This window comes from Streptococcus sp. ELY_137 (assembly GCF_058314515.1).
Window position 1 is genome coordinate 67,978 of sequence record NZ_JBZFUL010000002.1, and the last position, 24,768, is coordinate 92,745.

The window sequence follows — 24,768 nt, forward strand, 5'->3', positions numbered from 1 at the left end:
TGGTGTTATTGTTGAGGTGTTTGGCCAGCATCTCCGCCAGCTTGCCCTTGGTCAGCCGTGTTACCAGCGTCTCCACCAGTTTGCCCTTGGTCAGTCTGACCTCCTTGGTCGCTTGCAGATTCTGCCGTGCCTCCGTTTTGATCCTGTCCTTGACTTTGATCCCCTGTTTGCTGGCCATCTTGTGTTTGGCCGCTGTTAGCACCACTGGAACTTGCTTGACTATTACTATCCTCTTTTTCTTTAATAACCGTTGTTGTAGAAGTGTCAGATGATTTATCGCTATTTGAACTATTGCGGGAAATGGCAAAATAACCCAGTGCCCCCGAAATAGTTACCAGCCCTGCTGCAATGGCCACTATTTTTTGCAGTGCTGAGAAACCTTTCTTGGCACCTCGGGTAATTTTCTTAGTAGCTCTCGCCTTAGGGATAGATTTTTTGGCTTCTCGACGGATTGGAGTGTGGCTAAGTTCTGTATTTTCTTTCTTGCTGCGTTGTGAACGTGAATATTGAGACATGGCGAATTTTCTCCTTAAAAAGTTTTCTAGCTACTAGTTTACCAAAATCTGGAGAAAATTTCTTATATAAAGTAGTACATGCTTTCCTCTTTCTGTCTGAGCCTCGAATCGGTTTTCTGCCTGTCTCTTGCTTACTAAATTATGCTATAATAATGCTAATTGACTATTAAAGGAACGACTATGATTTATTTTGATAATTCAGCAACAACCCTGCCCTATCCCGAAGTTCTTCGCAGTTATCAAGAGGTGGCCACTAAGATTTTCGGTAATCCTTCCAGCCTTCATGGCCTTGGTGAGCAAGCGACCCGCTTGCTTGAGGCTTCTCGCAAGCAGATTGCTCAACTATTAGGCAAGTCAGCTGAGGAAATTTTTTTCACCTCTGGCGGGACTGAGAGCGATAACTGGGCGCTCAAAGGATTGGCTTTTGAAAAAGCCCCTTATGGTAAGCATATTATTGTTTCAGATATCGAGCACCCTGCTGTCAAGGAGTCGGCTAAGTGGTTGTCTACCCAGGGATTTGAGGTTTCTTATGCCTCTGTTGATAGCCGGGGCTTTGTAGATGTAGAACAGTTGGCTGGCCTCCTGCGACCGGATACCATCTTGGTCTCAGTCATGGCCGTTAATAACGAAATCGGATCGATTCAACCTATCCACGCTATTTCAGACATTTTAGCTGATCGGCCGACCGTCTCTTTCCATGTGGATGCTGTTCAGGCTATTGGAAAGATACCAATTGCCAGCTATCTGACTGACCGAGTTGACTTTGCTTCCTTTTCAGGACACAAGTTTCATGCCGTCCGTGGTGTCGGCTTTCTCTATAAGAAGATTGGCAAGCGTATCAATCCTCTTTTGACGGGCGGCGGTCAAGAAAAAGACCTACGATCAACTACTGAAAACTTAGCTGGCATTGCAGCTATGGCTAAGGCCTTGCGACTGACTTTAGATAAAGAGGCGGAGGCGCTTTCTCGTCTTGCCAAAATGAAGAAGATCATCTATGATGAATTAACAAATTATGACGATATTACTGTTTTCTCGGATATCAGTGATGATTTTGTGCCCAATATTTTAACCTTTGGTATCAAGGGGGTAAGGGGAGAAGTAGTGGTGCATGCTTTTGAAGAGCGTCAAATTTATATCTCCACGACCAGCGCTTGTTCCTCTAAGGCTGGTAAACCTGCTGGTACACTGATTTCGATGGGAGTACCAAGCAAGGAAGCTCAGACAGCCGTTCGAGTCAGTCTAGATGATGATAATGATATGAGTCAGGTCGAGCAATTCCTAACCATTTTCAAACAGGTTTATGCAAAGACAAAAAAGGTCCGTTAAGGATTAGTAAGAAGAAAGGGTGTCCGGCAGTTGATCGTCGGACTTTTGAAAGATTATATGCAGTATTCTGAAATTATGATTCGCTACGGTGAGCTTTCGACTAAAGGGAAAAATCGCATGCGTTTCATCAATAAACTCAAGCGCAATATTGAGGATGTCCTTGCTATCTATCCTGATGTCAAGGTAACAGCTGACCGCGACCGTGGTCACGTTTTCCTCAATGGGACTGACTACTATCCCGTTGCAGAAAGTCTCAGGCAAATTTTTGGGATCCAGGCTTTTTCGCCAGTTTATAAGTTAGAAAAGGATATGCCAACCCTGCGGAAGGCTGTTCAAGATATTATGACTGACCTCTACCATGAGGGCCTGACCTTCAAGGTTGCCAGCAAACGCAGTGATCACAAGTTTGCCTTGGACAGTCGTGAGCTCAATCAAGATCTTGGTGGAGCTGTCTTTGATGTCCTCCCTGCTATCGAGGCCCAGATGAAAAAGCCTGATATTACCCTCAAGGTAGAAATCCGTGATGAAGCGGCTTATATCTCTCACGAAGAAATCAAGGGAGCTGGGGGTCTGCCAGTTGGCACAGCTGGTAAGGGAATGCTCATGCTCTCAGGTGGTATTGATTCACCTGTAGCGGGTTATTTGTCTCTCAAGCGAGGAGTAGATATTGAAGCGGTCCATTTTGCCAGTCCTCCTTACACCAGTCCGGGCGCCCTTAAAAAAGCTCATGATTTGACACGTAAACTGACAAAGTTCGGCGGTAATATCCAGTTTATTGAAGTTCCCTTTACGGAAATTCAGGAAGAAATTAAGGAAAAAGCACCCGAAGCTTACCTCATGACCCTAACACGTCGCTTTATGATGCGAATTACCGATCGGATTCGTGAGCAACGCCATGGTTTGGTCATCATAAATGGCGAAAGTCTCGGACAGGTTGCCAGTCAAACCTTAGAGTCAATGCAGGCTATTAATGCGGTGACGACAACTCCTGTTATCCGTCCAGTGGTTACTATGGATAAGCTGGAAATTATTGACATTGCTCAGCAAATCGATACCTTTGAGATTTCTATACAGCCTTTTGAAGATTGCTGCACCATTTTTGCACCTGACCGCCCTAAAACTAATCCTAAAATCAAAAATGTTGAGCAATACGAGGCTCGCTTGGACATTGAGGGCCTCACTGAGCGTGCTGTTAAAGGCATTACGGTTTCTGAGATTACCCCAGAAGAGGAAAATGATGCTGTCGACGAACTGATCGAGGATCTGCTGTGACAAAACCAGTACAGAATAAGGTAAAGCGTCTATCTGAAGTTTCTCTTGCGTCCGATTCCAAATATCTTCAAATAGTTAAGGAGCTCTATGAATCTGCCTTCCCAGAGTGGGAACGTCTGCCACTTTCTTGGCTGATAAACTGCCTTATGGGCGGATATGCTGACTTTACAGCTTATTTTGACGGGGGTAACTTTTGCGGCTTTACTTACAGTCTGAAGTCGGACAAGGTCTATTATCTCTTATTCTTAGCTGTTCCGAAAGACCTGCGCTCAAAAGGTTATGGCAGTACTATCCTTAAGGCAGTAGCCCAAAAGGCTGGAGACTGCCCCTGTATCCTAGTGATTGAGCCTTTGGATACGAGCGCAGGCAATTACTCTCAGCGCCTGCGCCGCCTCGCCTTTTATCAAGCCAACGACTACCACTTGATCCCTTATTATTATTACGAAGACAGCCAGCAGTATCAAGTTATGGCTAGCCGTTCCAATGTGCTCATTGAAGATTTTGTTGAGCTAGCTAAGCAGATTGAAGCAGCTAGGATTAAGGTCAGAGTGGAAACTATTGATCATTAAAAAAGATAACCAACCTTTCTTAGGCATGGCTACAAGCACTGTCATTGGGAAGGTTGGTTGTTTTTATCAGTCCTTCAAAAATCATATTAACGACCTCTTTTTATGGAAGCGTAATCATGATATAATGATGGGCAAGAAGGAGGACCAAAATGAAAAAGAATTCAATCCCGAAGGCCAGCCTAATCTGTCTGACCCTGATTTTAGCCATTTTAGCTTTTGGAGCTCTTCACGATGTTATCAAGATGCAGGGGAAGTCCAAGGCCTCCTCTGTTCAAACTGCTCGTGTGGTTGCTAATGGTGATATTTTGATCCATGATATTCTCTATATGAGTGCCCGGCAGACAGATGGCTCTTATGATTTTGCCCCTTACTTTCAGTATGTCAAAGACTGGATCTCCGATGCGGATCTAGCACTAGGAGACTACGAGGGAACAATTAGCGCTGACCACCCCTTAGCTGGCTATCCCCTATTTAATGCTCCAAAAAGTATAGCTGATACTATGAAAGAAACAGGCTATGACGTTGTCGATTTAGCACACAATCATATCTTAGATTCTAATTTGGATGGCGCACTTGAAACAGCTCGAACCTTCAATGATTTAGGAATAGATACTATCGGCATTTATCAGAAAAATCGTCGCAAAGAGCCCTTTCTTATAAAAAAGGTTAATGGGATTAAAATAGCTATTTTGGGCTATTCTTACGGTTATAATGGCATGGAAGCCAATGTCAGCAAAAGTGATTATCAAAAGCACTTATCTGATCTTGACAAAAAGCAAATCAAGTCGGAACTAAAGGAAGCGGAGAAAGAGGCAGATGTCACTATTGTAATGCCGCAGATGGGAGTGGAGTATCAGCGGACTCCGACCGATGAACAAAGGAGTCTATATCATAAGATGGTTGAGTGGGGAGCAGATGTGATTTTCGGAGGACATCCCCATGTGGCAGAGCCATCAGAAGTGGTAACAAAAGATCATCAAAAAAAATTTATTATTTATTCCATGGGAAACTTTATTTCTAACCAATGTCAAGAAACGGTAGATGATATTTGGACTGAGCGAGGCCTATTGATGGATGTCACGTTCGAGAAAAAGGATAAGACGACCACGATTAAAACAGTCAAGGCCCATCCAACCATGGTTTGGCGGCAGGACACTGGTCAGACTGTCGATGAAGGCTACCAAAAGTATGCTTACAAAACTCTAGTTTTGGAAGATTTTATTAAAGGTGGGAAGTACCGAAAAGACCTTGATGATAGCATGAAAGAAAAGGTTGATGTAGCTTATCAAGAGATGAATGAACTCGTTGATTTGCATTGGAAGTGAGCTAATCACCTAAATGAGATGTTAGCAAAAACTTATTCGGGTGAAAGCTTCAAACATAAAAAATACTTTAATCTTGAAAAATCATTTCTGATGTGCTAAACTAAGAACGTTGACTATATGCACATCCTGTGCAACCGCTCGATCACTGTTTTCAAGTAGTTTCGTACTCACGGTGTTAGGCGAGTCTTCACATGAGGGAATTTCCTTCACAACAAAATCTTATAGGAGGTGCATAATGAGCACATACGCAATCATCAAAACTGGTGGAAAACAAGTTAAAGTTGAAGTCGGTCAAGCAATTTACGTTGAAAAACTTGACGCTGAAACAGGAGCAGAAGTAACTTTCAATCAAGTCGTTCTTGTTGGTGGTGATTCTACTAAGGTCGGTAGCCCACTTGTTGATGGCGCTACAGTTGTGGGTACCGTTGAAAAACAAGGTAAGCAAAAGAAAGTTGTTACCTTCAAGTACAAACCTAAAAAAGGTAGCCACCGCAAACAAGGTCACCGTCAACCTTATACTAAAGTTGTCATTAACGCTATCAACGCTTAAATGTTTTGCCTATCATGATTAAAGCAACTTTTACAAGAGACGCTGATGGCTGGTCAGAAATGAAAATTTCAGGTCATGCTGGCAGTGGTGAGTATGGCTTTGATGTGATCTGTGCTTCGGTTTCTATGCTGACGCTCAACTTTGTTAATTCAGTTGAAGAGCTGACCGGTATGGAACTAGAATTGGAATTAGCAGATAGCGGAGGCTTCTTGCGTGTGATTAAGCCGCAGGAGATGACTCCTAATCAAGATCAGGTTTGGCAGACACTCTTCGCTTCGGTTGTTATCGGCTTAGAAAATCTGGCTGAAAATTCTTCCGAATATGTGGCCAAACCCGCAATTCAATAAGTTTTCAACGAAAGGATATTATTATGCTTAAACTTAATCTTTCTAACTTGCAATACTTCGCCCACAAAAAGGGTGGAGGTTCTACATCAAACGGACGTGACTCAGAAAGCAAGCGCCTTGGTGCGAAAGCTGCTGATGGTCAAACGGTAACAGGTGGTTCAATTCTTTACCGTCAACGCGGAACTCATATCTACCCTGGTGCCAATGTAGGCCGTGGTGGAGACGATACTCTCTTTGCTAAAGTTGAAGGTGTTGTTCGTTTCGAACGCAAAGGACGCGATAAGAGACAAGTATCTGTTTACCCAATCGCAAAATAATTAATTTATTTACTCAAGACAGGCTCAATTGGGCCTGTCTTTTCTTTGTAATTTTTTACTGATACTAATACTAAAAAAGTTTTAATGACTTTGTAATAACAAGCGGAGCAGTAACTGCCCTCGAAAAACGATCTAATAGTCGCTTAAGCGGTCATAATGAAAGTAAAATAGTAGGGAAATCATTTAATGATTTATAGTAATATGGTGTTAAAAAAGAAAGCGATAACAAAAATTAATTTTTCAGAAAATTATCCTATTTTTTTGAAAAAATAAAACTAAAGCTATTATATCAATAAAAAATTTCTCATAAAAATTATAAATAACTAGAAATAATTTGTAAAAAATGTTAAAATAACTTGACGCTTGAAATTTTTTAATCTTTAAAAATTTTAGGTGCGCGATTTATTTTCAAATTAGGAGGACTCCATACATGGAGAAGAATGTACATTACAAGATGCATAAGGTTAAAAAGAGATGGGTAACTGTCTCTGTAGCCTCTGCCACAATGCTAGTCTCAGCTTTAGGTGCTTCAAGTGTCAGCGCCGATGAGACAACTGAAGAAACAGCTAATCAGGCTGTTGTTGCTAGCGATCAGGTTAATGCTGCGCAAGATGCTCAAGCCCAAGACCTGCCTGCTACAGCAACATCTGAACAGCCTCAAGCTGTTGCTGCCGATGAGGCCGCTGCTAATCAAGCGGAACAAGCAAATGAAGCTGAAACTCCTGCCAGTGCTGAAACGGTTCAATGGGATGTCGCAGCCAATGCGAATCCTGAGGTATCAGCTGATGCCCTTGCTGAATCAAAAGCAGTAGCGGCCCAAGAACAAGCTAATGCAGTTCCTGAAGCCTTAACTTCTTTGTCTAATGTTAAACAGGTGGACGGCAAATATTATTATTACGATGAAGATGGCAATGTTAAAAAGAACTTTGCTGTTAGCGTCGGTGACACTATCCTTTATTTTGATGAAAATGGTGCTTACAAAGATACATCGAAAAGCACTGCTGGAAATACCTCTGAACTCAATCGTGCGGAAACTGCTTTTACTAGCAACAACCGTGCCTACAGTACAGCAGCTGAAAACTTTGAAGCTATTGATAACTACCTGACAGCTGATTCTTGGTACCGTCCAAAATCAATCCTCAAAAATGGTCAAACTTGGACAGAATCAACTAAGGACGATTTTCGCCCGCTCTTGATGGCATGGTGGCCTGACACAGAAACTAAACGCAACTATGTCAACTACATGAACAATGTTCTGGGAATTGATAAGGCTTATTCAAATACTGCAAGTCAGGCACAGTTAGCAAGTGCAGCTGAGCTTATACAAGTGCGTATTGAACAAAAAATTACTTCAGAACAAAATACTAAGTGGCTTCGTGAAGCTATTTCTGCCTTTGTCAAGACTCAATCTCAGTGGAATGGCGAAAGTGAAAAGCCTTACGATGATCACTTGCAAAATGGTGCTCTTCGTTTTGATAATGAAAGCACTTTAACACCAGATACCCAGTCGAGCTACCGTCTGCTTAATCGCACACCAAGTTCGCAAACTGGTCAGTTAAGTTCTAAATATAAATACAATCCTAATGACCCACTCGGTGGCTATGAGTACCTCCTTGCTAATGATGTGGATAACTCAAACCCAGTTGTACAGGCAGAGCAGCTTAACTGGCTTCATTATCTGCTTAATTTTGGTAGCATCTATGCGAACGATCCAGATGCCAACTTTGATTCCATCCGTGTTGACGCAGTAGATAACGTTGACGCAGACTTATTGCAAATTTCTAGCGATTACCTTAAATCAGCTTATAAGATTCACCAAAATAATAAGAATGCCAACGATCACGTCTCTATCGTAGAAGCATGGAGTGATAACGATACACCATATCTTCATGATGAGGGCGACAACCTCATGAATATGGATAATAAGTTCCGCTTGTCAATGCTTTGGTCATTGGCTAAACCAACTAATATCCGTTCAGGTTTGAATCCATTGATCCACAACAGTGTTGTTGATCGTGAACTTGATGAACGCGAAGTTGAAGAAATTCCAAGCTACAGCTTTGCTCGTGCCCACGATAGTGAAGTACAGGACTTGATTCGCGATATCATCAAAGCTGAAATTAATCCAGATTCATTCGGATACTCATTTACGCAAGAAGAAATTGATAAAGCCTTCAAGATCTACAACGAAGACTTGAAGAAAACTGATAAGAAATATACGCATTACAATGTGCCTCTTTCTTACACCTTGCTCCTAACAAACAAGGGCTCAATCCCTCGTGTATACTATGGAGATATGTTTACTGATGATGGCCAATACATGGCTAACAAAACGGTGAACTACAATGCGATTGAATCCCTCCTGAAAGCACGTATGAAGTACGTTTCAGGTGGACAACGCATGCAAAACTACAACATTGGAAGTGGTGAAATCCTTACCTCTGTACGTTTTGGTAAAGGTGCTTTGAAAGCAACAGACAAGGGAGATGCTACAACCCGTACCTCTGGTGTTGGTGTTGTTATGGGGAACCAACCTGGATTTAAGTTGAATAAAGGTCAAGTTGTTGCCCTTAATATGGGAGCTGCCCATGCTAACCAAGAGTACCGTGCTCTCATGGTTTCAACTAAGGACGGCGTTGCGACATATGCTACCGATGCTGATGCTGCTAAAGCTGGCTTGACTCGCCGTACAGATGAGAATGGCTACTTGTACTTCCTAGAAGACGATCTTGTTGGTGTTGCTAACCCTCAAGTCTCTGGCTTCCTTCAAGTCTGGGTGCCAGTCGGAGCACCAGCTAACCAGGATATCCGTGTAGCAGCTACTGAAACAGCAAACACTGATGGTAAATCACTTCACCAAGATGCTGCTATGGATTCACGCGTTATGTTTGAAGGTTTCTCAAACTTCCAAGCTTTTGCAACTAAGGAAGAAGAGTACACTAACGTTGTCATCGCTAACAATGTTGACAAATTCGTATCATGGGGTATTACTGACTTTGAAATGGCTCCTCAGTATGTGTCATCTACAGACGGTCAGTTCCTTGATTCGGTTATCCAAAATGGTTATGCCTTCACTGATCGCTATGATCTTGGTATGTCAAAAGCCAATAAGTATGGTACAGCAGAACACCTAGTTAAAGCCATCAAGGCGCTGCATGCTAAGGGCCTCAAGGTAATGGCAGACTGGGTTCCAGACCAACTGTACACCTTCCCTAAACAGGAAGTCGTTTCTGTAACACGTACAGATAAATTTGGTCGTCCAACTGCCGGTAGCTCTATTAAGAATACACTCTATGTTACTGATACCAAAGGTAGCGGAGATGATTACCAAGCTAAATACGGTGGTGCTTTCTTGGATGAATTGCAAGCCAAATATCCTGAAATCTTTGAGAGAAAACAAATCTCAACAGGTGAGGCAATCGACCCATCAACTAAAATTACGCAATGGTCTGCTAAATACCTTAACGGAAGCAATATCCTTGGACGCGGTTCAGACTATGTTCTCAGTGATCAAGTTACCGACCGTTACTTCAATGTAGACAAAGATAAGCTCTTCTTGCCGAATGCTCTCCTTGGGAAATCAGTTGCTGCTGGTATCCGTTACGATGGTAAAGGTTATATCTATAACTCAAGTACAACTGGTGAGCAAGTCAAAGGCAGCTTTATCAACGAAGGCGGTAACCTCTATTACTTCGGTAAAGATGGTTATATGGTCTATGGTGCGCAAAACATCAACGGCGGTAACTATTTCTTCCTTGAAAATGGTGTTGCCCTGCGTAACAGTACTTACACTGATGCTGAAGGAAATACATATTATTTCGGCAATGATGGTAAACGCTATGAAAATGGCTACCAACAATTCGGTAATGGATGGCGTTACTTTAAGAATGGCGTGATGGCTATCGGATTGACAACTGTTGATGGCAACATTCAGTACTTTGAGAAGGATGGTATGCAAGTCAAGGGGCAAATCATCGTTGCTCGCGATGGTAAAGTTCGCTATTTCGATGAACATAGTGGTAATGCCCTGATGAATACTTTCATTTCAGATAAGTCAGGCCACTGGTACTATCTTGGCAAAGATGGTGCTGCTGTAACAGGTGCTCAAACTATTGGTAAACAACACCTCTATTTTGAAGCTAATGGTCAGCAAGTTAAAGGTGATTTTGTCACTGGTAATGATGGCAAACTCCGCTTCTATGATGCTGACAGCGGAGATATGTGGGTCAATACTTTTGTCGCAGATAAATCAGGTCACTGGTATTATCTTGGAAGTGATGGTACAGCTGTAACAGGTACTCATACTATTAATGGTCAGCATCTCTATTTCAAGGAAAATGGCCAACAAGTTAAGGGTGGCTTTGCAACTGATAAGAACGGTAAAACTCACTATTATGATGCTAACAGCGGCGAAGCATGGACAAATCGATTTGCTTCTGACAATGCTGGTAACTGGTACTACCTTGGAAGTGATGGTGCTGCTGTAACAGGTGCACAAACGATCAATGGTCAACGTCTCTATTTCAAAGAAAATGGTCAACAAGTTAAAGGTGACGTAGCCAGAGGCCGTGATGGTCATTATCGTTTCTACGATGCTGACTCTGGTGAACAAGTGTATAATCGTACTGTTAGAGCCGCAAATGGTCGCTGGTACTATGTTGATTACAGAGGTATTGCTTACCGCCTTTAATCGTCACTGTGCAGACTTGTACAAAAACTTATAATAGTTTTTATACAGACAAAAAAGTCCTTCCTATTTAGGGAAAGGACTTTTTTTAAGTAGTTAGGCTACTGTGCTTATCAATAATCAGTTATACAATTAGTTAGCCGGTTACTTCATGAGCAATACCTTCGCTGTCAAAATCGTAGTATTTACCATTGATTTCAACATGGGTACGGTCATGCCAAGCATCACCTGTTTCAGGGTCAAAGTAGCGCAGGCCTTGATCTGTATTAACCATTTCGCCCTTGACTTGTTCATGAGTATTAGGTCTAAAGAAGAGGGTTTGCCCATTGACAGTTACAAGTCCAGAAGCAGCAGAGCCATCTTCAGTAAGGTAGTACCAAACTCTTTGTGGGACACCATAGATTGGAGCAGCGGACGTCTTTCTATAGTGGGTGTAGCCAACAAAACGGTTGGTCCACATCTCACCAGTATCTTGATCGAAGTAGTAGAGTTTGCCATCGGTAGTTACGACTTCGCCTTTTGCCTGACGACCAGATGAATCAAAGTAAAGCTTTTGCCCATTAACAGTTTTCCAACCCTTGGCAAGAGCTCCGTTTTCATCTACATAATACCAGTTGTTGCTGCCGGGGGTGTAGAAGGTTTTTGGTGTAAACTCGACACGTGAAATAACTCCGGTATTAAGATCGGTCATCACGGGTTTTCCATTGGTATCCTCAGCCATTCCTTTTATTTGACTACCGTATTCATTGAAATAATAGTTTTTCCCTTCAATAGTCTGATAACCGGTAACAGCTACCCCATCTTCTCCAAGATAAAGCCAAGCATCAAAATCTGACGTAATATGTCTAAGATACCAATGCTTAGTCAAAAGAGCACCACTATAACGGTCAAAGTAATAAGTTTTATTTCCTTCAGTGATTGAGGATGTGACTTTTTGACCATTTCGGTAATAATAAGTTTGCCCTGTGTTTCGATCTTTAACCCAGCCGTCTTGTGTCTGGTTGGCTGTTGCACGACCAGCTTCCGTCACAATAACGTGACTGTCTTGAATCGTCGTAGTCGCCTGTGCTGAATCAGCGGCAGCCTTATTATCTTGATCGCTGTTAGTCTCTGTTTGTTCTTTATCGGCAGAAATATCACTAGCACCTTTGCTATTAGTAGCAGAAGTGTTTTCTTCTGACAAATGACCTTCTGGTAACTCTACTGTTGGGAAGTCCTTTGGTACCTGAGTTACGACTGGTGTTTCAGTGTTTTCAGTAGTCGCTGATTTTTCGGCTGGCGCAGCTTGTGCATCTTGAGAATGGTTAACAGGAACCAACTCCTGTTCTTTGGCTTGTTCTGTCGATGGTGCTTCTGGAGTTGATTCACTTGTCTGTACAGCAGTATTAACCGATTCTTCTGTCTGAGATTGAGCAGTATCAGCTTTAGTTGCAATAGCATCTGAAGCTGCTTGTGGAATAACTTGAGCTGATTCATCTGCCTGAACCTGTCCACTTTGAGCTAATAGGGCGATTGAAGCAGCTGTAACAGTACCAGCAATGGTAACCCAATGTTTCTTAACTTTATGTAATTTATAAGTTGTCTTTCGTTGCATAATTAAACCTCCTTATACAGTAATATTGTAAGACGCCAATATTGTACCATATCAAATAAAGCTTGATGCCATAGACTTTGAAACGATTACAACTTGTAATCTGGTTGATAAAAAGCTAACTTTTCTGCAAGAATGTTCATTATCAAGAAAACTAATTGAACTTTAATAATACTATGTGAAAACGCCACTAAAAGTTCATTGAAAATTTAAGGACAAAAGAGTAGAATAGAGCTAAGTGGTTATAGCAGATAGGTTACGTAATTCCGGTGATAGATAGGAGGACTTAATGACAGAATCAGCTCGAAAATTAGCTGTTATGCCACAAGATACTCGTGTAATGGCATTCTTTCTGGGATCGGTAGGAGGCTGTTTGGATGTCTTTTCGCATATGGAATTTGGTACTCTAATTGCAACGCAGACGGGTAACATTATTTTGCTGATTGCAAATTGGGGTCAGGGGAGGCCTGAAAAGACAATTGCGAGTATCCTTTCTCTAACTTTCTTCACACTTGGCTTCTTGCTAGGTATCTTGCTTAAAGAACATGCCAAAAATGCTTATTGGCGCAGTTTTGGCGTTCTCCCTCTGCTGTTTAGCAGTCTTCTATACCCCCTCTTTCCTGTTGATAAATTGGTGTGGATTTCCTTATTGGCAGCAAGTACAGGGATAATGATTTTGACCTTTAGAGGAACGAAAATTGAGCATCATGCTTATGTAATTATGATGACATCTGGGAATTACCATAAAATGATTGCTGCTTGGTTTGATTTTTTGCGGAATAAGGGAGAACAAGAAATAATTAGGCGCCAAGCGATTAATTATAGTATCGTGGTAGGAAGCTTTGTTGGCGGTGCTGTCATAACAGGTTTACTGACACATATATTTCATATCTACGCTATTTGGTGTGTTACTGTCGTACTCTTGGCTATTGTTGTAGTTTATACAACTTTGGTTAAGGCTTACCAATTGGAGAAGGATAATATCTAGCCTGCAGTAAGATGATTTTCTCATATGCAACAGATCGGAGGGGACCCTAGGTTCCCTCTTTTTTGCTTGCTCTAGGAATCAATTTTCTAAACGAGAAAAGTAGCATGGAAGAAAAACTATATTGTAAACTTCTCAATGCCGACAAACACTAGATAGCCATTGCGCCCCCTCAACTGCACTAGCAATATTTGGAAGCAAGATCAGCTGTTAAGACGGTCTAAGCCATAGAAGCAGCGACAGCTAGGTTAGTTAAAATTGTTCCAATAGGGACGCTTGCTGCCTAGCTTACAGACGCTAGTTCCTTGTTTAGGAAAGTGTCTAATATTTTTGAAAGAAGCATTGAACAGGGACAGAACTCGCTTTTATATTTTTAGGTTCGTGAAAAAACAGTCCGCTGGACAGAACTCGCTTTTATATTTTTAGGCTCGTGAAAAAACAGTCCACTGGACTGTTTTTTTCTGCTATAATAAAGGGAGTGATATTAGAAGGAAGATATTATGAATATTCAACAATTGCGCTATGTTGTTGCTATTGCCAACAGTGGAACATTTCGTGAAGCTGCCTCTAAACTTTTCGTTAGTCAGCCCAGTCTATCCGTGGCTGTTAAAGATTTGGAATCTGAGTTAGGCTTTCAGATTTTTACACGAACGACAACTGGAGCTGTTCTTACTAGCCGAGGGCTGTCCTTTTACGAACGAGCCCTTGATGTTGTTCGCAGTTTTGATTCATTTGAAAAACAATACACGAAACCTGATAATAGTAATCCGCAATTCTCTATTGCTAGTCAACACTATGATTTTTTGCCACCTCTAATCACTACGTTTTCTGAACGGTACCCAGATTATAAGGATTTTCGAATTTTTGAGTCTACTACCGTGCAGATCTTGGATGAGGTGGCTCAGGGACACAGTGATATTGGCATCATTTACATGAATCGTCAAAACAGCAAAGGCATTCAGCAAAAAATGGATAAGCTAGGTTTGGAGTTAGTCGATTTAATTCCATTTCAGACTCATATTTATCTGCGTAAGAATCATCCTTTGGCTAAGAAAGAGCGATTGACAATGACAGATTTGGTAGATTTGCCGACAGTGCGCTTTACCCAAGAGAAGGATGAATATCCTTATTACTCTGAAAATTTTATTGATACAACAGAGAGCTCCCTGATGTTTAACGTAACTGACCGCGCTACCCTAAATGGTATACTTGAGCGAACAGATGCGTATGCGACTGGATCAGGCTTTCTCGACAGCCGCAGTGTTAATGGCATTACTGTGATACCGCTGGAAGACGATTTAGATAATAAAATGGTCTACGTCAAGCGTGTTGATAAGGTCTTATCAGCTTGTGCCCTCAAATTTATTAATGTTATGTTTGAGTATTTTGAAACCTTTAAACCCTAAGGAGTCTCTAGTGTTGAAACGAAGGATTTTGGTTCCCTTAAGTATGATTAGCTTAATCATTTTCGATCAGGTGAGTAAATGGTGGATTGTTGGTCATCTCAGTCAAGGAGAGAGGCACCCTTTTTTATCGCCTATTTTTAGTTTGGTCTATGTCCGCAATTATGGGGCAGCTTTTTCTATTTTGCAGAATCAGCAGTGGCTTTTTGCTTTGATTACGATTCTTGTTATCGGTGGGGCAGGTTATTATTTGTACCGTCATTTTTATGATTCTCTTTGGCTGGTATCCGCCTTGGTTTTCATTATTGCTGGCGGTCTTGCTAATTTTATTGATCGCTTGCGTTTAGGCTATGTTGTTGATATGATTCATTTAGATTTTATTGATTTTGCTGTTTTTAATCTAGCGGATTCCTGCCTCAGCCTAGGCGTGTTCTTGCTAATGATTGCAGTTTGGAAGGAAGAAAAAGATGGAAGTGATCGTTAAAGAAGCGGAGGGCTTGCGTCTGGATAAGGCACTGGCAGAAATGACAGCTTTATCGCGAAGCCAAGCCAGTGAGGTGATTAAAAACGGCTTTGTTACTGTTAATGGTTGCCCACAAAAGGCCAAATATGCCGTCAAACGAGGTGACATCATCAGCTATGAAGAACCACAGGCAGTTGAGCTTACTTATGAGGCTGAGGAACTGCCACTTGATATTGTTTATGAAGATAACGATGTCGCTGTTGTCAATAAGCCGCAAGGTATGGTTGTTCATCCATCTGTCGGTCACACCTCTGGGACTTTAGTCAATGCTCTTCTCTACCACATCAAAGATTTATCCACTATTAATGGCGTGGTGAGACCTGGCATTGTTCATCGTATTGATAAAGATACGTCAGGCTTGCTGATGATTGCTAAAAACGATCAGGCTCATCAGGCTTTGGCAGATGAACTCAAGGATAAGAAGTCTTTGAGAAAGTATCTGGCTATTGTCCATGGCAATCTGCCTAATGATCGCGGAGTGATCGAGGCTCCTATTGGACGTTCAGACAAGGATCGTAAGAAGCAGGCTGTGACAGCCAAGGGAAAGCCAGCTGTGACGCATTTCCAAGTTATGGAGCGTTTTGGTGACTACAGCTTGGTCGAATTGCGCCTAGAGACTGGGCGAACACACCAGATACGGGTTCACATGGCCTACATTGGTCATCCTGTAGCTGGTGATCCTCTCTATGCTCCCCGTAAAACGCTTAAGGGGGAGGGACAGTTCTTGCATGCTGAGACAATCGGTTTTACCCATCCGACGACAGGGGAGCTTCTTAAGTTTTCTATTCAACCCCCGCAGCTTTTCCAAGAGACCTTAGAAGCCTTGCAGCAGGGGCGTTTGCGATAGGGCGTGTTACCTAATATCTATTACAGGAGTGACAATGGACCAAAAATCTATGGTGCCTTTGCCATCCCTCAGGTGTAGAGGACAAACCGTCACTTTCAAAAGTTTAGTTTTACCAATTTAACTTCAAAAACTAGGCGCTAATTAGACAGTAAAAGACTTACGGTTAATTCTTGCCTTAGCTGATAGTTTTTGCTATAATGAGCCCAATGAATAAAATCCTTTAAAACTGTCCAGAGAGGCAGGTAAGGAGACATGCTCAGAAAAAATGATAGGGTAGGCTATACCTATATCTCTTATTTTGTGTCATCTCCTTGCAAGGGCAGGGAGATTTTTTGTTCAAAAAATATATACAAGGAAGGATTTCTTATGAAAACAAAAGAAGTCGTTGATGACGTCACCATGAAACGGGCAATCACCCGTATCACCTATGAGATTATCGAGCGCAATAAACATTTAGATAATCTTGTTTTGGCTGGAATCAAGACCAGAGGAGTCTATATCGCTCGTCGGATTCAAGACCGTCTCAAACAGATTGAAGCTATTGATGTTCCAACTGGAGAGTTGGATATCAGACCCTTCCGCGATGACATTAAAGCAAGTCAGGATACAACGACTATGCCGGTTGATGTAACCGGTCGAGATGTTATTCTTGTTGATGATGTTCTCTATACTGGCCGTACTATTCGAGCAGCCATCGATAATCTTGTCAGTCTTGGACGCCCAGCTCGTGTTAGTTTAGCCGTTTTGGTTGATCGCGGCCATCGTGAACTGCCTATTCGTGCAGACTATGTTGGCAAAAATATCCCAACGAGTTCTGAAGAAGCGATTACTGTCGAGATGGTTGAGGTAGACGGTAGCGACCGGGTTACTATCAGTGAGTCTAATTAACTCTCTGGACTGCCTAATGGAATTAGTAAGGAAGTCGTAAATGGAAGAAATTAAATACGATATTGGTGACAGACCGAAGACCGGACTCTTGCTGGGCTTATCTTTTCAGCATCTCTTTGCTATGTTTGGCTCAACGGTGCTGGTTCCTATTCTGGTTGGTATTGACCCTGCTATTGCCCTTTTTTCTAGCGGCTTAGGAACCTTAGCACATCTGTCTGTTACCAAGTATAAGATCCCTGCTTATATGGGGTCAAGCTTTGCTTATATTGCAACCATGCAGACCCTTCTCAAAACAGACGGTATGCCCGCTGTAGCTCAAGGCGCTATTTCTGGCGGTTTGGTCTACCTTTTGGTAGCAATACTGGTCAGATTTGTTGGAAAAAACTGGATTGATAAGGTTCTGCCGCCTATCGTTGTCGGACCGATTATCATGGTGATCGGCCTTAGCTTAGCGACGTCAGCCGTCAACGATGCGATGACCATTGATGGGCATTACAGTCTTACTAGTTTGGCTATTTCAATGGTCACCTTATTTGCCGTTATCACCTTTAGTATCTATGGTAAAGGGATTGTTGCTGTTATTCCTATTCTATTAGGGTTGGTTGTCGGTTACTTCTTTGCGCTGGGCTTAGGAGTTATAAGCGGACAAACAATTATTGATTTTTCAGGAGTAGCCCAGGCCTCATGGTTAGATATTCCAGATTTTCACATTCTTTTGAGCGATGGTCAGTTTAGGTTGTATCCCAGCGCCATCCTAACCATGGCTCCGATTGCTTTTGTTACCATGACGGAACACTTCGGTCATGTCATGGTCTTAAACAGTTTGACAGGCCGTGATTTCTTTAAGGATCCTGGTTTAGATCGCACTTTGACTGGTGATGGTCTAGCTCAGATTATAGCTGGCCTGTTTGGAGCTCCCCCTGTAACCTCCTATGGGGAAAATATTGGGGTTATGGCTCTCAATAAAATCTTTTCGGTTTATGTTATTGCTGGTGCGGCCGTGATTGCGGTTATTATGAGTTTTGTTGGAAAAGTCTCAGCCTTGCTCCAATCTATTCCGCCTGCCGTACTTGGTGGTGTGTCTATCTCCCTGTTTGGAGTCATTGCTTCAAGCGGTTTAAAAATTTTGGTAGAAAATCAAGTAGACTTTGATAAGAAAAAGAACCTCTTCATTGCTAGTGTCATCTTGATTTCAGGGATTGGTGGACTTATGCTGCAAGTAGCTGGTTTGCAGATTACCAGCGTCGCCTTCTCAACTCTTTTAGGGATTATTCTCTATCAAATTCTTCCAGAAAAGGATTGAAGCTTATGGTAGTAACAAATGGTATGGTTTCTCTCAAACATTTGGTATCAATGGAAATCTTATCCAATGAAGAAGTTATGGGGTTAATTAGACGAGGGATAGCCTTCAAGCAAGGAGAAGCGGTATTTAAATTGGATCGTCAGTATTTTGCAGCTAATCTCTTTTTTGAAAGCTCTACCCGGACTCATAAATCATTTGAAGTAGCAGAGAAGAAGCTAGGATTAGACGTTATCGATTTTGATGCTAAAACGAGCTCAGTCAACAAGGGGGAGACCCTTTATGATACTATTCTTACCATGTCTGCTCTAGGAGTTGATATCTGTGTGGTACGTCATTCTCAGGATGATTACTACAAAGAATTGATCGACAGTCGAACTATCCAGACCTCGATCGTTAACGGTGGGGATGGCTCTGGACAACACCCTAGTCAAAGCTTATTGGATCTTATGACGATTTATCAGGAGTTTGGGACTTTTGAAAATTTAAAAATTGCCATTGCCGGAGATCTGACTCATTCTCGGGTTGCTAAATCCAATATGCAAGTGTTGAAGCGCTTGGGAGCTCAGCTCTATTTCTGTGGGCCTAAAGAGTGGTACTCTCGTGAATTTGATGTTTATGGGAAGTATGATGCTATTGATAATATTATCGATAATGTTGATGTTATGATGTTGCTTAGAGTCCAGCATGAACGTCATGATGGCTCAGAAAGTTTTTCTAAAGAGGAATACCACCGCCTTTATGGTCTGACACAGGAGCGCTATGATCAATTGAAAAATACGGCTATTATCATGCATCCAGCACCGGTCAATCGCGATGTGGAAATTAAAGACGATTTGGTAGAAGCACCTAAATCTCGGATTGTAGCTCAAATGCAAAATGGGGTTTTTGTCCGTATGGCTATTGTTGAGGCCATTCTAAATGGTAAAGTGTAGCCAACTGGCTGGGCAAAAAGAGTTTAATTCTTAGGATTGAAGTGAGTGTCTCTTTCGCTTTATCACGCTTACTTCATCTAGATATAGTAAAGAAAGGAAGCAAAAGGGTAGTAGGCTCTCTTTGAATGGCGAAGCAAGACTAGCTTTCCGATGAGCCGAGTAGCCTTTGGGTATCTAACCTATGACAAAAAGATTGTTAATTTTAGAAGACGGTACTATATTTGAAGGTCAGGCCTTTGGTGCTGGCGGTGATGTCACTGGAGAAATCGTCTTTAACACAGGTATGACTGGTTATCAGGAATCCATCACTGATCAATCCTATAATGGTCAAATCTTGACCTTTACTTATCCCCTTGTAGGGAATTATGGCATCAATCGTGATGACTATGAGTCTATCACACCGACCTGCAAGGGCGTTGTCGTAGCTGAGAATGCCCGTTTGGCTAGCAATTGGCGCAATCAAATGTCACTGGATGAATTTTTGAAATCCAAGAACATTCCTGGTATTTCCGGCATTGATACCCGTGCTTTGACTAAGATTATACGGCAGCATGGAACCATGAAAGCAACCTTGGCCAATGATGGAGATAGTATTGAGCACCTGCAAGATCAGCTGCGAGCAACAGTCCTGCCTACTAATAACATTGAGCAGGTATCCACCAAGGCTGCTTATCCCGCTCCTGGTGTTGGCAAAAATATCGTTTTGGTCGATTTTGGCCTCAAGCACTCTATCCTGCGCGAATTTTCCAAGCGCAATTGTAATGTGACGGTTGTACCTTATAGCACAACGGCTGATGAGATCCTTCATCTTAACCCAGATGGTGTCATGCTGTCCAATGGTCCCGGTAATCCAACAGATGTACCAGAAGCTCTTGATATGATTCGTGGTATACAGGGGAAAATTCCGATTTTTGGAATTTGTATGGGCCATCAACTCTTCAGTCTAGCTAACGGTGCCAGCACCTACAAAATGAAATTTGGGCATCGCGGATTCAATCATGCGGTACGTGAAATTGCGACTGGGCGGATTGATTTTACCAGCCAGAATCACGGCTATGCGGTTGATCGCGAGACCCTCCCCGACAGTCTGATTGTAACGCATGAAGAGATTAATGATAAGTCTGTTGAAGGGGTTCGCCATCGCTACTACCCAGCATTTTCAGTTCAGTATCATCCGGATGCAGCTCCGGGTCCTCATGATGCCAGCTATCTATTTGATGAATTCCTTGAGCTGATTGATGCTTTTAAGCTAGAACAAGCACGAGGGTAACATTTTTCTCTGGACCATAATAGTTAATCGAATTGAGGATAAGGAACTTTAGCAAAATAGAGATTTTCTTAGAGCCTACGGTTCTTCGTCAAATCTCCTATTTTGTTTGTCCTCTTTACAGGTCCAGAACTTATTTGAACAGGCTCTAATTGTTGTGTGAAAAGGATGAATCTTACTTAGATATTGTCGTCTGAATCACGTTAGCTATTTTTTACTTCGCAATTGACGAGCCTTGGTATCATGCTTTATTGGAGCACGTTGAATAGAAAGGAGAAGGGGCTCTAATTCCGTATTTGGTTCAACTGAATACGGCCCTGCAGATCTTGCAAAAAGGATAGACCACTCCCTAGACCTAGTGTCGTGGATTCGGTTCCTTTTCGCTATATCTGCTTTATGCCCTTAATATCTTATAAATGCCAAAACGTACTGACATTGGAAAAATTATGGTGATTGGATCTGGACCGATTATTATCGGGCAGGCTGCGGAATTTGACTATGCAGGGACTCAGGCCTGTTTAGCTTTGCGAGAGGAAGGTTACGAAGTTGTCCTTGTCAATTCCAATCCGGCGACCATCATGACCGATAAAGAAATCGCCGACAAGGTCTATATTGAACCTATCACGACCGAATTTGTGACCCGCATTTTGCGCAAGGAAAGGCCAGACGCCCTATTGCCAACTCTTGGTGGCCAGACCGGGCTCAATATGGCTATGGAACTGTCTAAAGCGGGAATCTTAGATGAATTAGGTGTTGAGCTCTTGGGAACTAAGCTTTCAGCTATTGATCAGGCTGAAGACCGTGACCTCTTCAAGCAGCTCATGGAAGATTTGGAGCAACCGATTCCTGAATCACAGATTGTTAATACTGTTCAGGAGGCCTTAGATTTTGCTGCCGAGATAGGCTACCCTGTTATTGTCCGCCCCGCCTTCACTCTGGGGGGGACCGGTGGCGGTATGTGTAGTAATGAGGAGGAATTACGTGAAATTGCCGAAAATGGCCTGAAGCTCTCGCCTGTTACGCAATGCTTGATTGAGAGATCCATCGCTGGTTTCAAGGAAATTGAATACGAAGTTATGAGGGATAGTGCTGATAATGCCCTTGTAGTATGTAACATGGAAAATTTTGATCCTGTTGGTATCCACACAGGGGATTCCATTGTTTTTGCACCAACTCAGACCTTGTCCGATATTGAAAATCAGATGCTGCGGGATGCCAGTCTAAAAATCATTCGTGCCCTTAAGATCGAAGGGGGCTGTAATGTTCAGTTGGCTCTGGATCCTCACAGTTTTAAATACTATGTCATCGAGGTTAATCCGCGGGTATCGCGTTCTTCAGCACTGGCTTCTAAGGCAACAGGTTACCCTATTGCTAAATTGGCTGCTAAAATTGCAGTTGGATTGACACTTGATGAGATGATCAATCCAGTAACTGGCACGACATATGCCATGTTTGAACCGGCCCTTGACTACGTTGTGGCAAAGATTCCGCGTTTTCCATTTGACAAGTTTGAAAATGGAGAACGTCGTTTGGGCACCCAGATGAAGGCGACAGGTGAAGTCATGGCTATTGGCCGCAATATTGAAGAAAGTCTGCTCAAGGCTTGCCGTTCGCTGGAAATCGGTGTTCATCACAATGAGATGCCAGAATTAACGGCAGCTAGTGATGATCAGCTCTTTGAGAAAATTGTCAAAGCTCAGGATGATCGGCTGTTCTATATTTCAGAAGCAATTCGCCGTGGTTTTAGCATTGAAGAAATTGCAGACCTGACCAAGATTGATATCTTCTTTTTGGATAAGTTGCTCCATATTTTTGAATTGGAGCAAGAGCTACAAGAGAATGTTGGCAATCTTGGTATCTTGAAAGAAGCTAAACGTTTTGGCTTCGGCGACAGAAAAATTGGTCAACTTTGGGAAATGGATGCTACAGCCATTCGCCAGCTGCGCTTAGATAATAATATTATCCCTGTCTACAAAATGGTGGATACCTGTGCGGCAGAATTTGAATCTGCAACCCCGTATTTCTACTCAACTTATGCTTTTGAAAATGAATCAATCAAATCGAATAAGGAATCAGTTATCGTGCTTGGTTCTGGTCCGATTCGCATCGGTCAAGGGGTGGAATTTGACTATGCAACCGTTCATTCAGTTAAAGCATTGCAGGCAGCTGGGTATGAAGCCATCATCATGAATTCCAATCCAGAGACCGTCTCGACTGACTTTTCCGTATCCGATAAGCTCTATTTTGAGCCTCTGACTTTTGAAGATGTCATGAATGTCATTGATCTAGAGCAGCCTAAGGGCGTTATCGTGCAGTTTGGTGGTCAGACAGCCATTAATTTAGCTGAGCCATTGTCTAAGGCCGGTGTTAAAATCTTAGGAACCCAAGTGGCTGATTTAGACCGAGCAGAAGACCGCGATCTCTTTGAACAAGCTCTGCAAGACCTTGATATTCCTCAGCCACCAGGACATACAGCTACTAACGAAGAAGAAGCACTTGCGGCTGCTCGACAAATTGGTTTTCCGGTCTTGGTTCGTCCTTCCTACGTACTTGGCGGTCGTGCTATGGAAATTGTTGAAAATGAAAACGATCTTCGTTCCTATATGAGAACAGCAGTCAAAGCCAGTCCGGACCATCCAGTCCTTGTCGATTCTTATTTGGTTGGTCGTGAGTGTGAAGTCGATGCCATATCAGATGGCAATAATGTTCTCATTCCAGGTATCATGGAACATATCGAGCGGGCTGGTGTCCACTCAGGGGACTCTATGGCTGTTTATCCACCGCAAACCTTCTCTCAAGAGATTATTGATACCATTGCTGATTACACTAAGCGTTTAGCTATTGGTCTCAATTGTATCGGCATGATGAACATCCAATTTGTTATCCACGATGAAACAGTTTATGTCATTGAGGTTAATCCACGTGCCAGTCGGACCGTGCCATTTTTATCCAAGGTAACAGATATCCCAATGGCTCAGGTTGCAACCAAACTAATCTTGGGGCAAAGCCTAGCTGATTTAGGCTATCAGGACGGTCTCTATCCTAAGAGTGATCGGGTTCATGTTAAGGCCCCTGTCTTCTCCTTCACCAAATTGGCTAAAGTAGATAGTCTCTTAGGGCCTGAAATGAAATCAACTGGTGAAGTTATGGGTTCGGATAAAACCCTAGAAAAAGCCCTCTATAAAGCCTTCGAAGCCAGCTATCTCCACCTGCCCACCTTCGGTAATGTCATCTTCACCATTGCAGATGATACCAAGGAAGAAGCCTTAGAGCTGGCACGTCGCTTTGATGCCATTGGCTATGGTATCTATGCAACAGCTGGAACCGCACGCTATTTCAAAAAACATGGCCTAAATTCAGTCATTGTTGATAAGCTGGGTGATAACGATGACAATGATATTCCAGCCCTGGTTCGGACCGGTGTTGTCCAAGCCATTATCAACACGGTTGGTACTAAGCGGACAGCCGATGAGGACGGACAAGCTATTCGCAGTGCGGCTATTGAAGCTGGTGTACCGCTATTTACAGCCTTAGATACTGCAGATGCCATGGTGCGTGTTTTGGAAAGCAGGAGCTTTACGACAAACGCTATCTAACCGCAGTCATCATAAAAATAGCCATGAACCGAAAATTGGGCAGTAAGGGTTGATTCTTTGAACTCTTAGCCTATTTCCAATGTCAAGCTTAAAGGCTTTACCTATTTTTCAGAAAGGAAGGAGTTATGTGAAACTCTCTTCCTTTTTGTTTGCGTGAAAATAATTTCAGTCTAACATTTTAGATTAACATGGTTGTTCTCATTCTAGTGGGTTTTCTTAAAAAGTTTCAGTCCGAATTATCAGAATTTAATAGATATTTTTAATTTTTTACCATTCACGACAAAATAACGACCGTTCACGACATAGATGCTCACTAAGAGTCAAAATAGTCTATACTATCTAGCGAAAGCAAATTCTTGTAATGACAAGTCAATCCGCTTTCAAACTGCAAAATGGTTGTTTGAAAAATTATGACAATATAATGTCCCTACTTTTTTGTAAGGGGATAGCTACAATGGAGAAAAGTCATACAGGCTTGTTATTTTGCAGATAGTACTTGACAGAGAGCGATAAAAGTTTTATATT

The 24,768-nt window shown here is 42.3% G+C and carries 19 protein-coding genes and 1 other annotated feature; of the genes, 17 read left to right on the plus strand and 2 right to left on the minus strand.

The window, feature by feature from the left end; genetic code table 11:
* Positions 1-5: 5 nt before the first annotated feature.
* Positions 6-515, minus strand: a complete 510-nt coding sequence (locus AC4HAO_RS02390) for a hypothetical protein (RefSeq protein ID WP_491093170.1) — start codon at positions 513-515, stop codon at positions 6-8.
* Positions 516-695: 180 nt separating this feature from the next.
* On the opposite strand from AC4HAO_RS02390, the gene AC4HAO_RS02395 reads away from it, so the two are divergent.
* From AC4HAO_RS02395 to AC4HAO_RS02430, 8 genes are all read left to right on the plus strand, one after another.
* A complete protein-coding gene (locus AC4HAO_RS02395; RefSeq protein ID WP_491134474.1) occupies positions 696-1,841 on the plus strand; it encodes a cysteine desulfurase family protein in 1,146 nt (381 codons plus the stop codon).
* A gap of 57 nt (positions 1,842-1,898) precedes the next feature.
* Positions 1,899-3,113, plus strand: a complete 1,215-nt coding sequence (gene thiI, locus AC4HAO_RS02400) for a tRNA uracil 4-sulfurtransferase ThiI (protein WP_491134475.1) — start codon at positions 1,899-1,901, stop codon at positions 3,111-3,113.
* Positions 3,110-3,682, plus strand: a complete 573-nt coding sequence (locus AC4HAO_RS02405; protein ID WP_491134476.1) for a GNAT family N-acetyltransferase — start codon at positions 3,110-3,112, stop codon at positions 3,680-3,682. The genes thiI and AC4HAO_RS02405 overlap by 4 nt, the downstream gene beginning before the upstream one ends.
* 149 nt (positions 3,683-3,831) lie before the next feature.
* The gene (locus AC4HAO_RS02410) at positions 3,832-5,007 is read left to right on the plus strand and encodes a CapA family protein (protein ID WP_491093173.1); all 1,176 of its coding nucleotides are present in this window, start codon (positions 3,832-3,834) and stop codon (positions 5,005-5,007) included.
* A 122-nt stretch (positions 5,008-5,129) separates the two neighbouring features.
* Positions 5,130-5,204: a sequence feature (ribosomal protein L21 leader region), on the plus strand.
* A 38-nt stretch (positions 5,205-5,242) separates the two neighbouring features.
* Positions 5,243-5,557, plus strand: coding sequence for a 50S ribosomal protein L21 (gene rplU, locus AC4HAO_RS02415; protein ID WP_491093174.1), 315 nt, complete (start codon positions 5,243-5,245; stop codon positions 5,555-5,557).
* A 14-nt stretch (positions 5,558-5,571) separates the two neighbouring features.
* Positions 5,572-5,904 carry a ribosomal-processing cysteine protease Prp gene (locus AC4HAO_RS02420; RefSeq protein WP_491093175.1) on the plus strand — a complete coding sequence of 111 codons (333 nt, stop codon included), beginning with the start codon at positions 5,572-5,574 and terminating at the stop codon, positions 5,902-5,904.
* A gap of 23 nt (positions 5,905-5,927) precedes the next feature.
* Positions 5,928-6,221, plus strand: coding sequence for a 50S ribosomal protein L27 (rpmA, locus tag AC4HAO_RS02425; RefSeq protein WP_447452327.1), 294 nt, complete (start codon positions 5,928-5,930; stop codon positions 6,219-6,221).
* 430 nt (positions 6,222-6,651) lie between these two features.
* The gene (locus tag AC4HAO_RS02430; RefSeq protein WP_491134477.1) at positions 6,652-10,911 is read left to right on the plus strand and encodes a glycoside hydrolase family 70 protein; all 4,260 of its coding nucleotides are present in this window, start codon (positions 6,652-6,654) and stop codon (positions 10,909-10,911) included.
* 133 nt (positions 10,912-11,044) lie between these two features.
* Here the strand turns inward: AC4HAO_RS02430 and AC4HAO_RS02435 are convergent, their stop codons facing one another.
* Positions 11,045-12,502, minus strand: a complete 1,458-nt coding sequence (locus tag AC4HAO_RS02435) for a KxYKxGKxW signal peptide domain-containing protein (RefSeq protein ID WP_491134478.1) — start codon at positions 12,500-12,502, stop codon at positions 11,045-11,047.
* A 286-nt stretch (positions 12,503-12,788) separates the two neighbouring features.
* Here AC4HAO_RS02435 and AC4HAO_RS02440 point away from each other — a divergent pair, with 286 nt between their 5' ends.
* From AC4HAO_RS02440 to carB, 9 genes are all read left to right on the plus strand, one after another.
* Complete coding sequence (locus tag AC4HAO_RS02440; protein WP_491093178.1) at positions 12,789-13,487, plus strand: YoaK family protein; 699 nt, start codon at positions 12,789-12,791, stop codon at positions 13,485-13,487.
* 497 nt (positions 13,488-13,984) lie between these two features.
* Complete coding sequence (locus tag AC4HAO_RS02445) at positions 13,985-14,890, plus strand: LysR family transcriptional regulator (RefSeq protein ID WP_491093179.1); 906 nt, start codon at positions 13,985-13,987, stop codon at positions 14,888-14,890.
* A 13-nt stretch (positions 14,891-14,903) separates the two neighbouring features.
* Positions 14,904-15,371, plus strand: a complete 468-nt coding sequence (gene lspA / locus AC4HAO_RS02450; RefSeq protein ID WP_447452332.1) for a signal peptidase II — start codon at positions 14,904-14,906, stop codon at positions 15,369-15,371.
* The gene (locus AC4HAO_RS02455) at positions 15,355-16,257 is read left to right on the plus strand and encodes an RluA family pseudouridine synthase (RefSeq protein ID WP_491093180.1); all 903 of its coding nucleotides are present in this window, start codon (positions 15,355-15,357) and stop codon (positions 16,255-16,257) included. The genes lspA and AC4HAO_RS02455 overlap by 17 nt, the downstream gene beginning before the upstream one ends.
* 366 nt (positions 16,258-16,623) lie before the next feature.
* Positions 16,624-17,145, plus strand: coding sequence for a bifunctional pyr operon transcriptional regulator/uracil phosphoribosyltransferase PyrR (pyrR, locus tag AC4HAO_RS02460; protein WP_447452334.1), 522 nt, complete (start codon positions 16,624-16,626; stop codon positions 17,143-17,145).
* 40 nt (positions 17,146-17,185) lie between these two features.
* Positions 17,186-18,448, plus strand: coding sequence for a uracil-xanthine permease family protein (locus tag AC4HAO_RS02465; protein ID WP_491134479.1), 1,263 nt, complete (start codon positions 17,186-17,188; stop codon positions 18,446-18,448).
* Positions 18,449-18,453: 5 nt separating this feature from the next.
* The gene (locus AC4HAO_RS02470) at positions 18,454-19,380 is read left to right on the plus strand and encodes an aspartate carbamoyltransferase catalytic subunit (RefSeq protein WP_491093183.1); all 927 of its coding nucleotides are present in this window, start codon (positions 18,454-18,456) and stop codon (positions 19,378-19,380) included.
* Between the two features lie 181 nt (positions 19,381-19,561).
* Positions 19,562-20,650 carry a carbamoyl phosphate synthase small subunit gene (locus tag AC4HAO_RS02475; protein ID WP_447452337.1) on the plus strand — a complete coding sequence of 363 codons (1,089 nt, stop codon included), beginning with the start codon at positions 19,562-19,564 and terminating at the stop codon, positions 20,648-20,650.
* Positions 20,651-21,063: 413 nt separating this feature from the next.
* Entirely contained in the window at positions 21,064-24,243 is a 3,180-nt protein-coding gene (gene carB, locus AC4HAO_RS02480; protein ID WP_491134480.1) for a carbamoyl-phosphate synthase large subunit, read from the plus strand.
* Positions 24,244-24,768 lie beyond the last annotated feature (525 nt).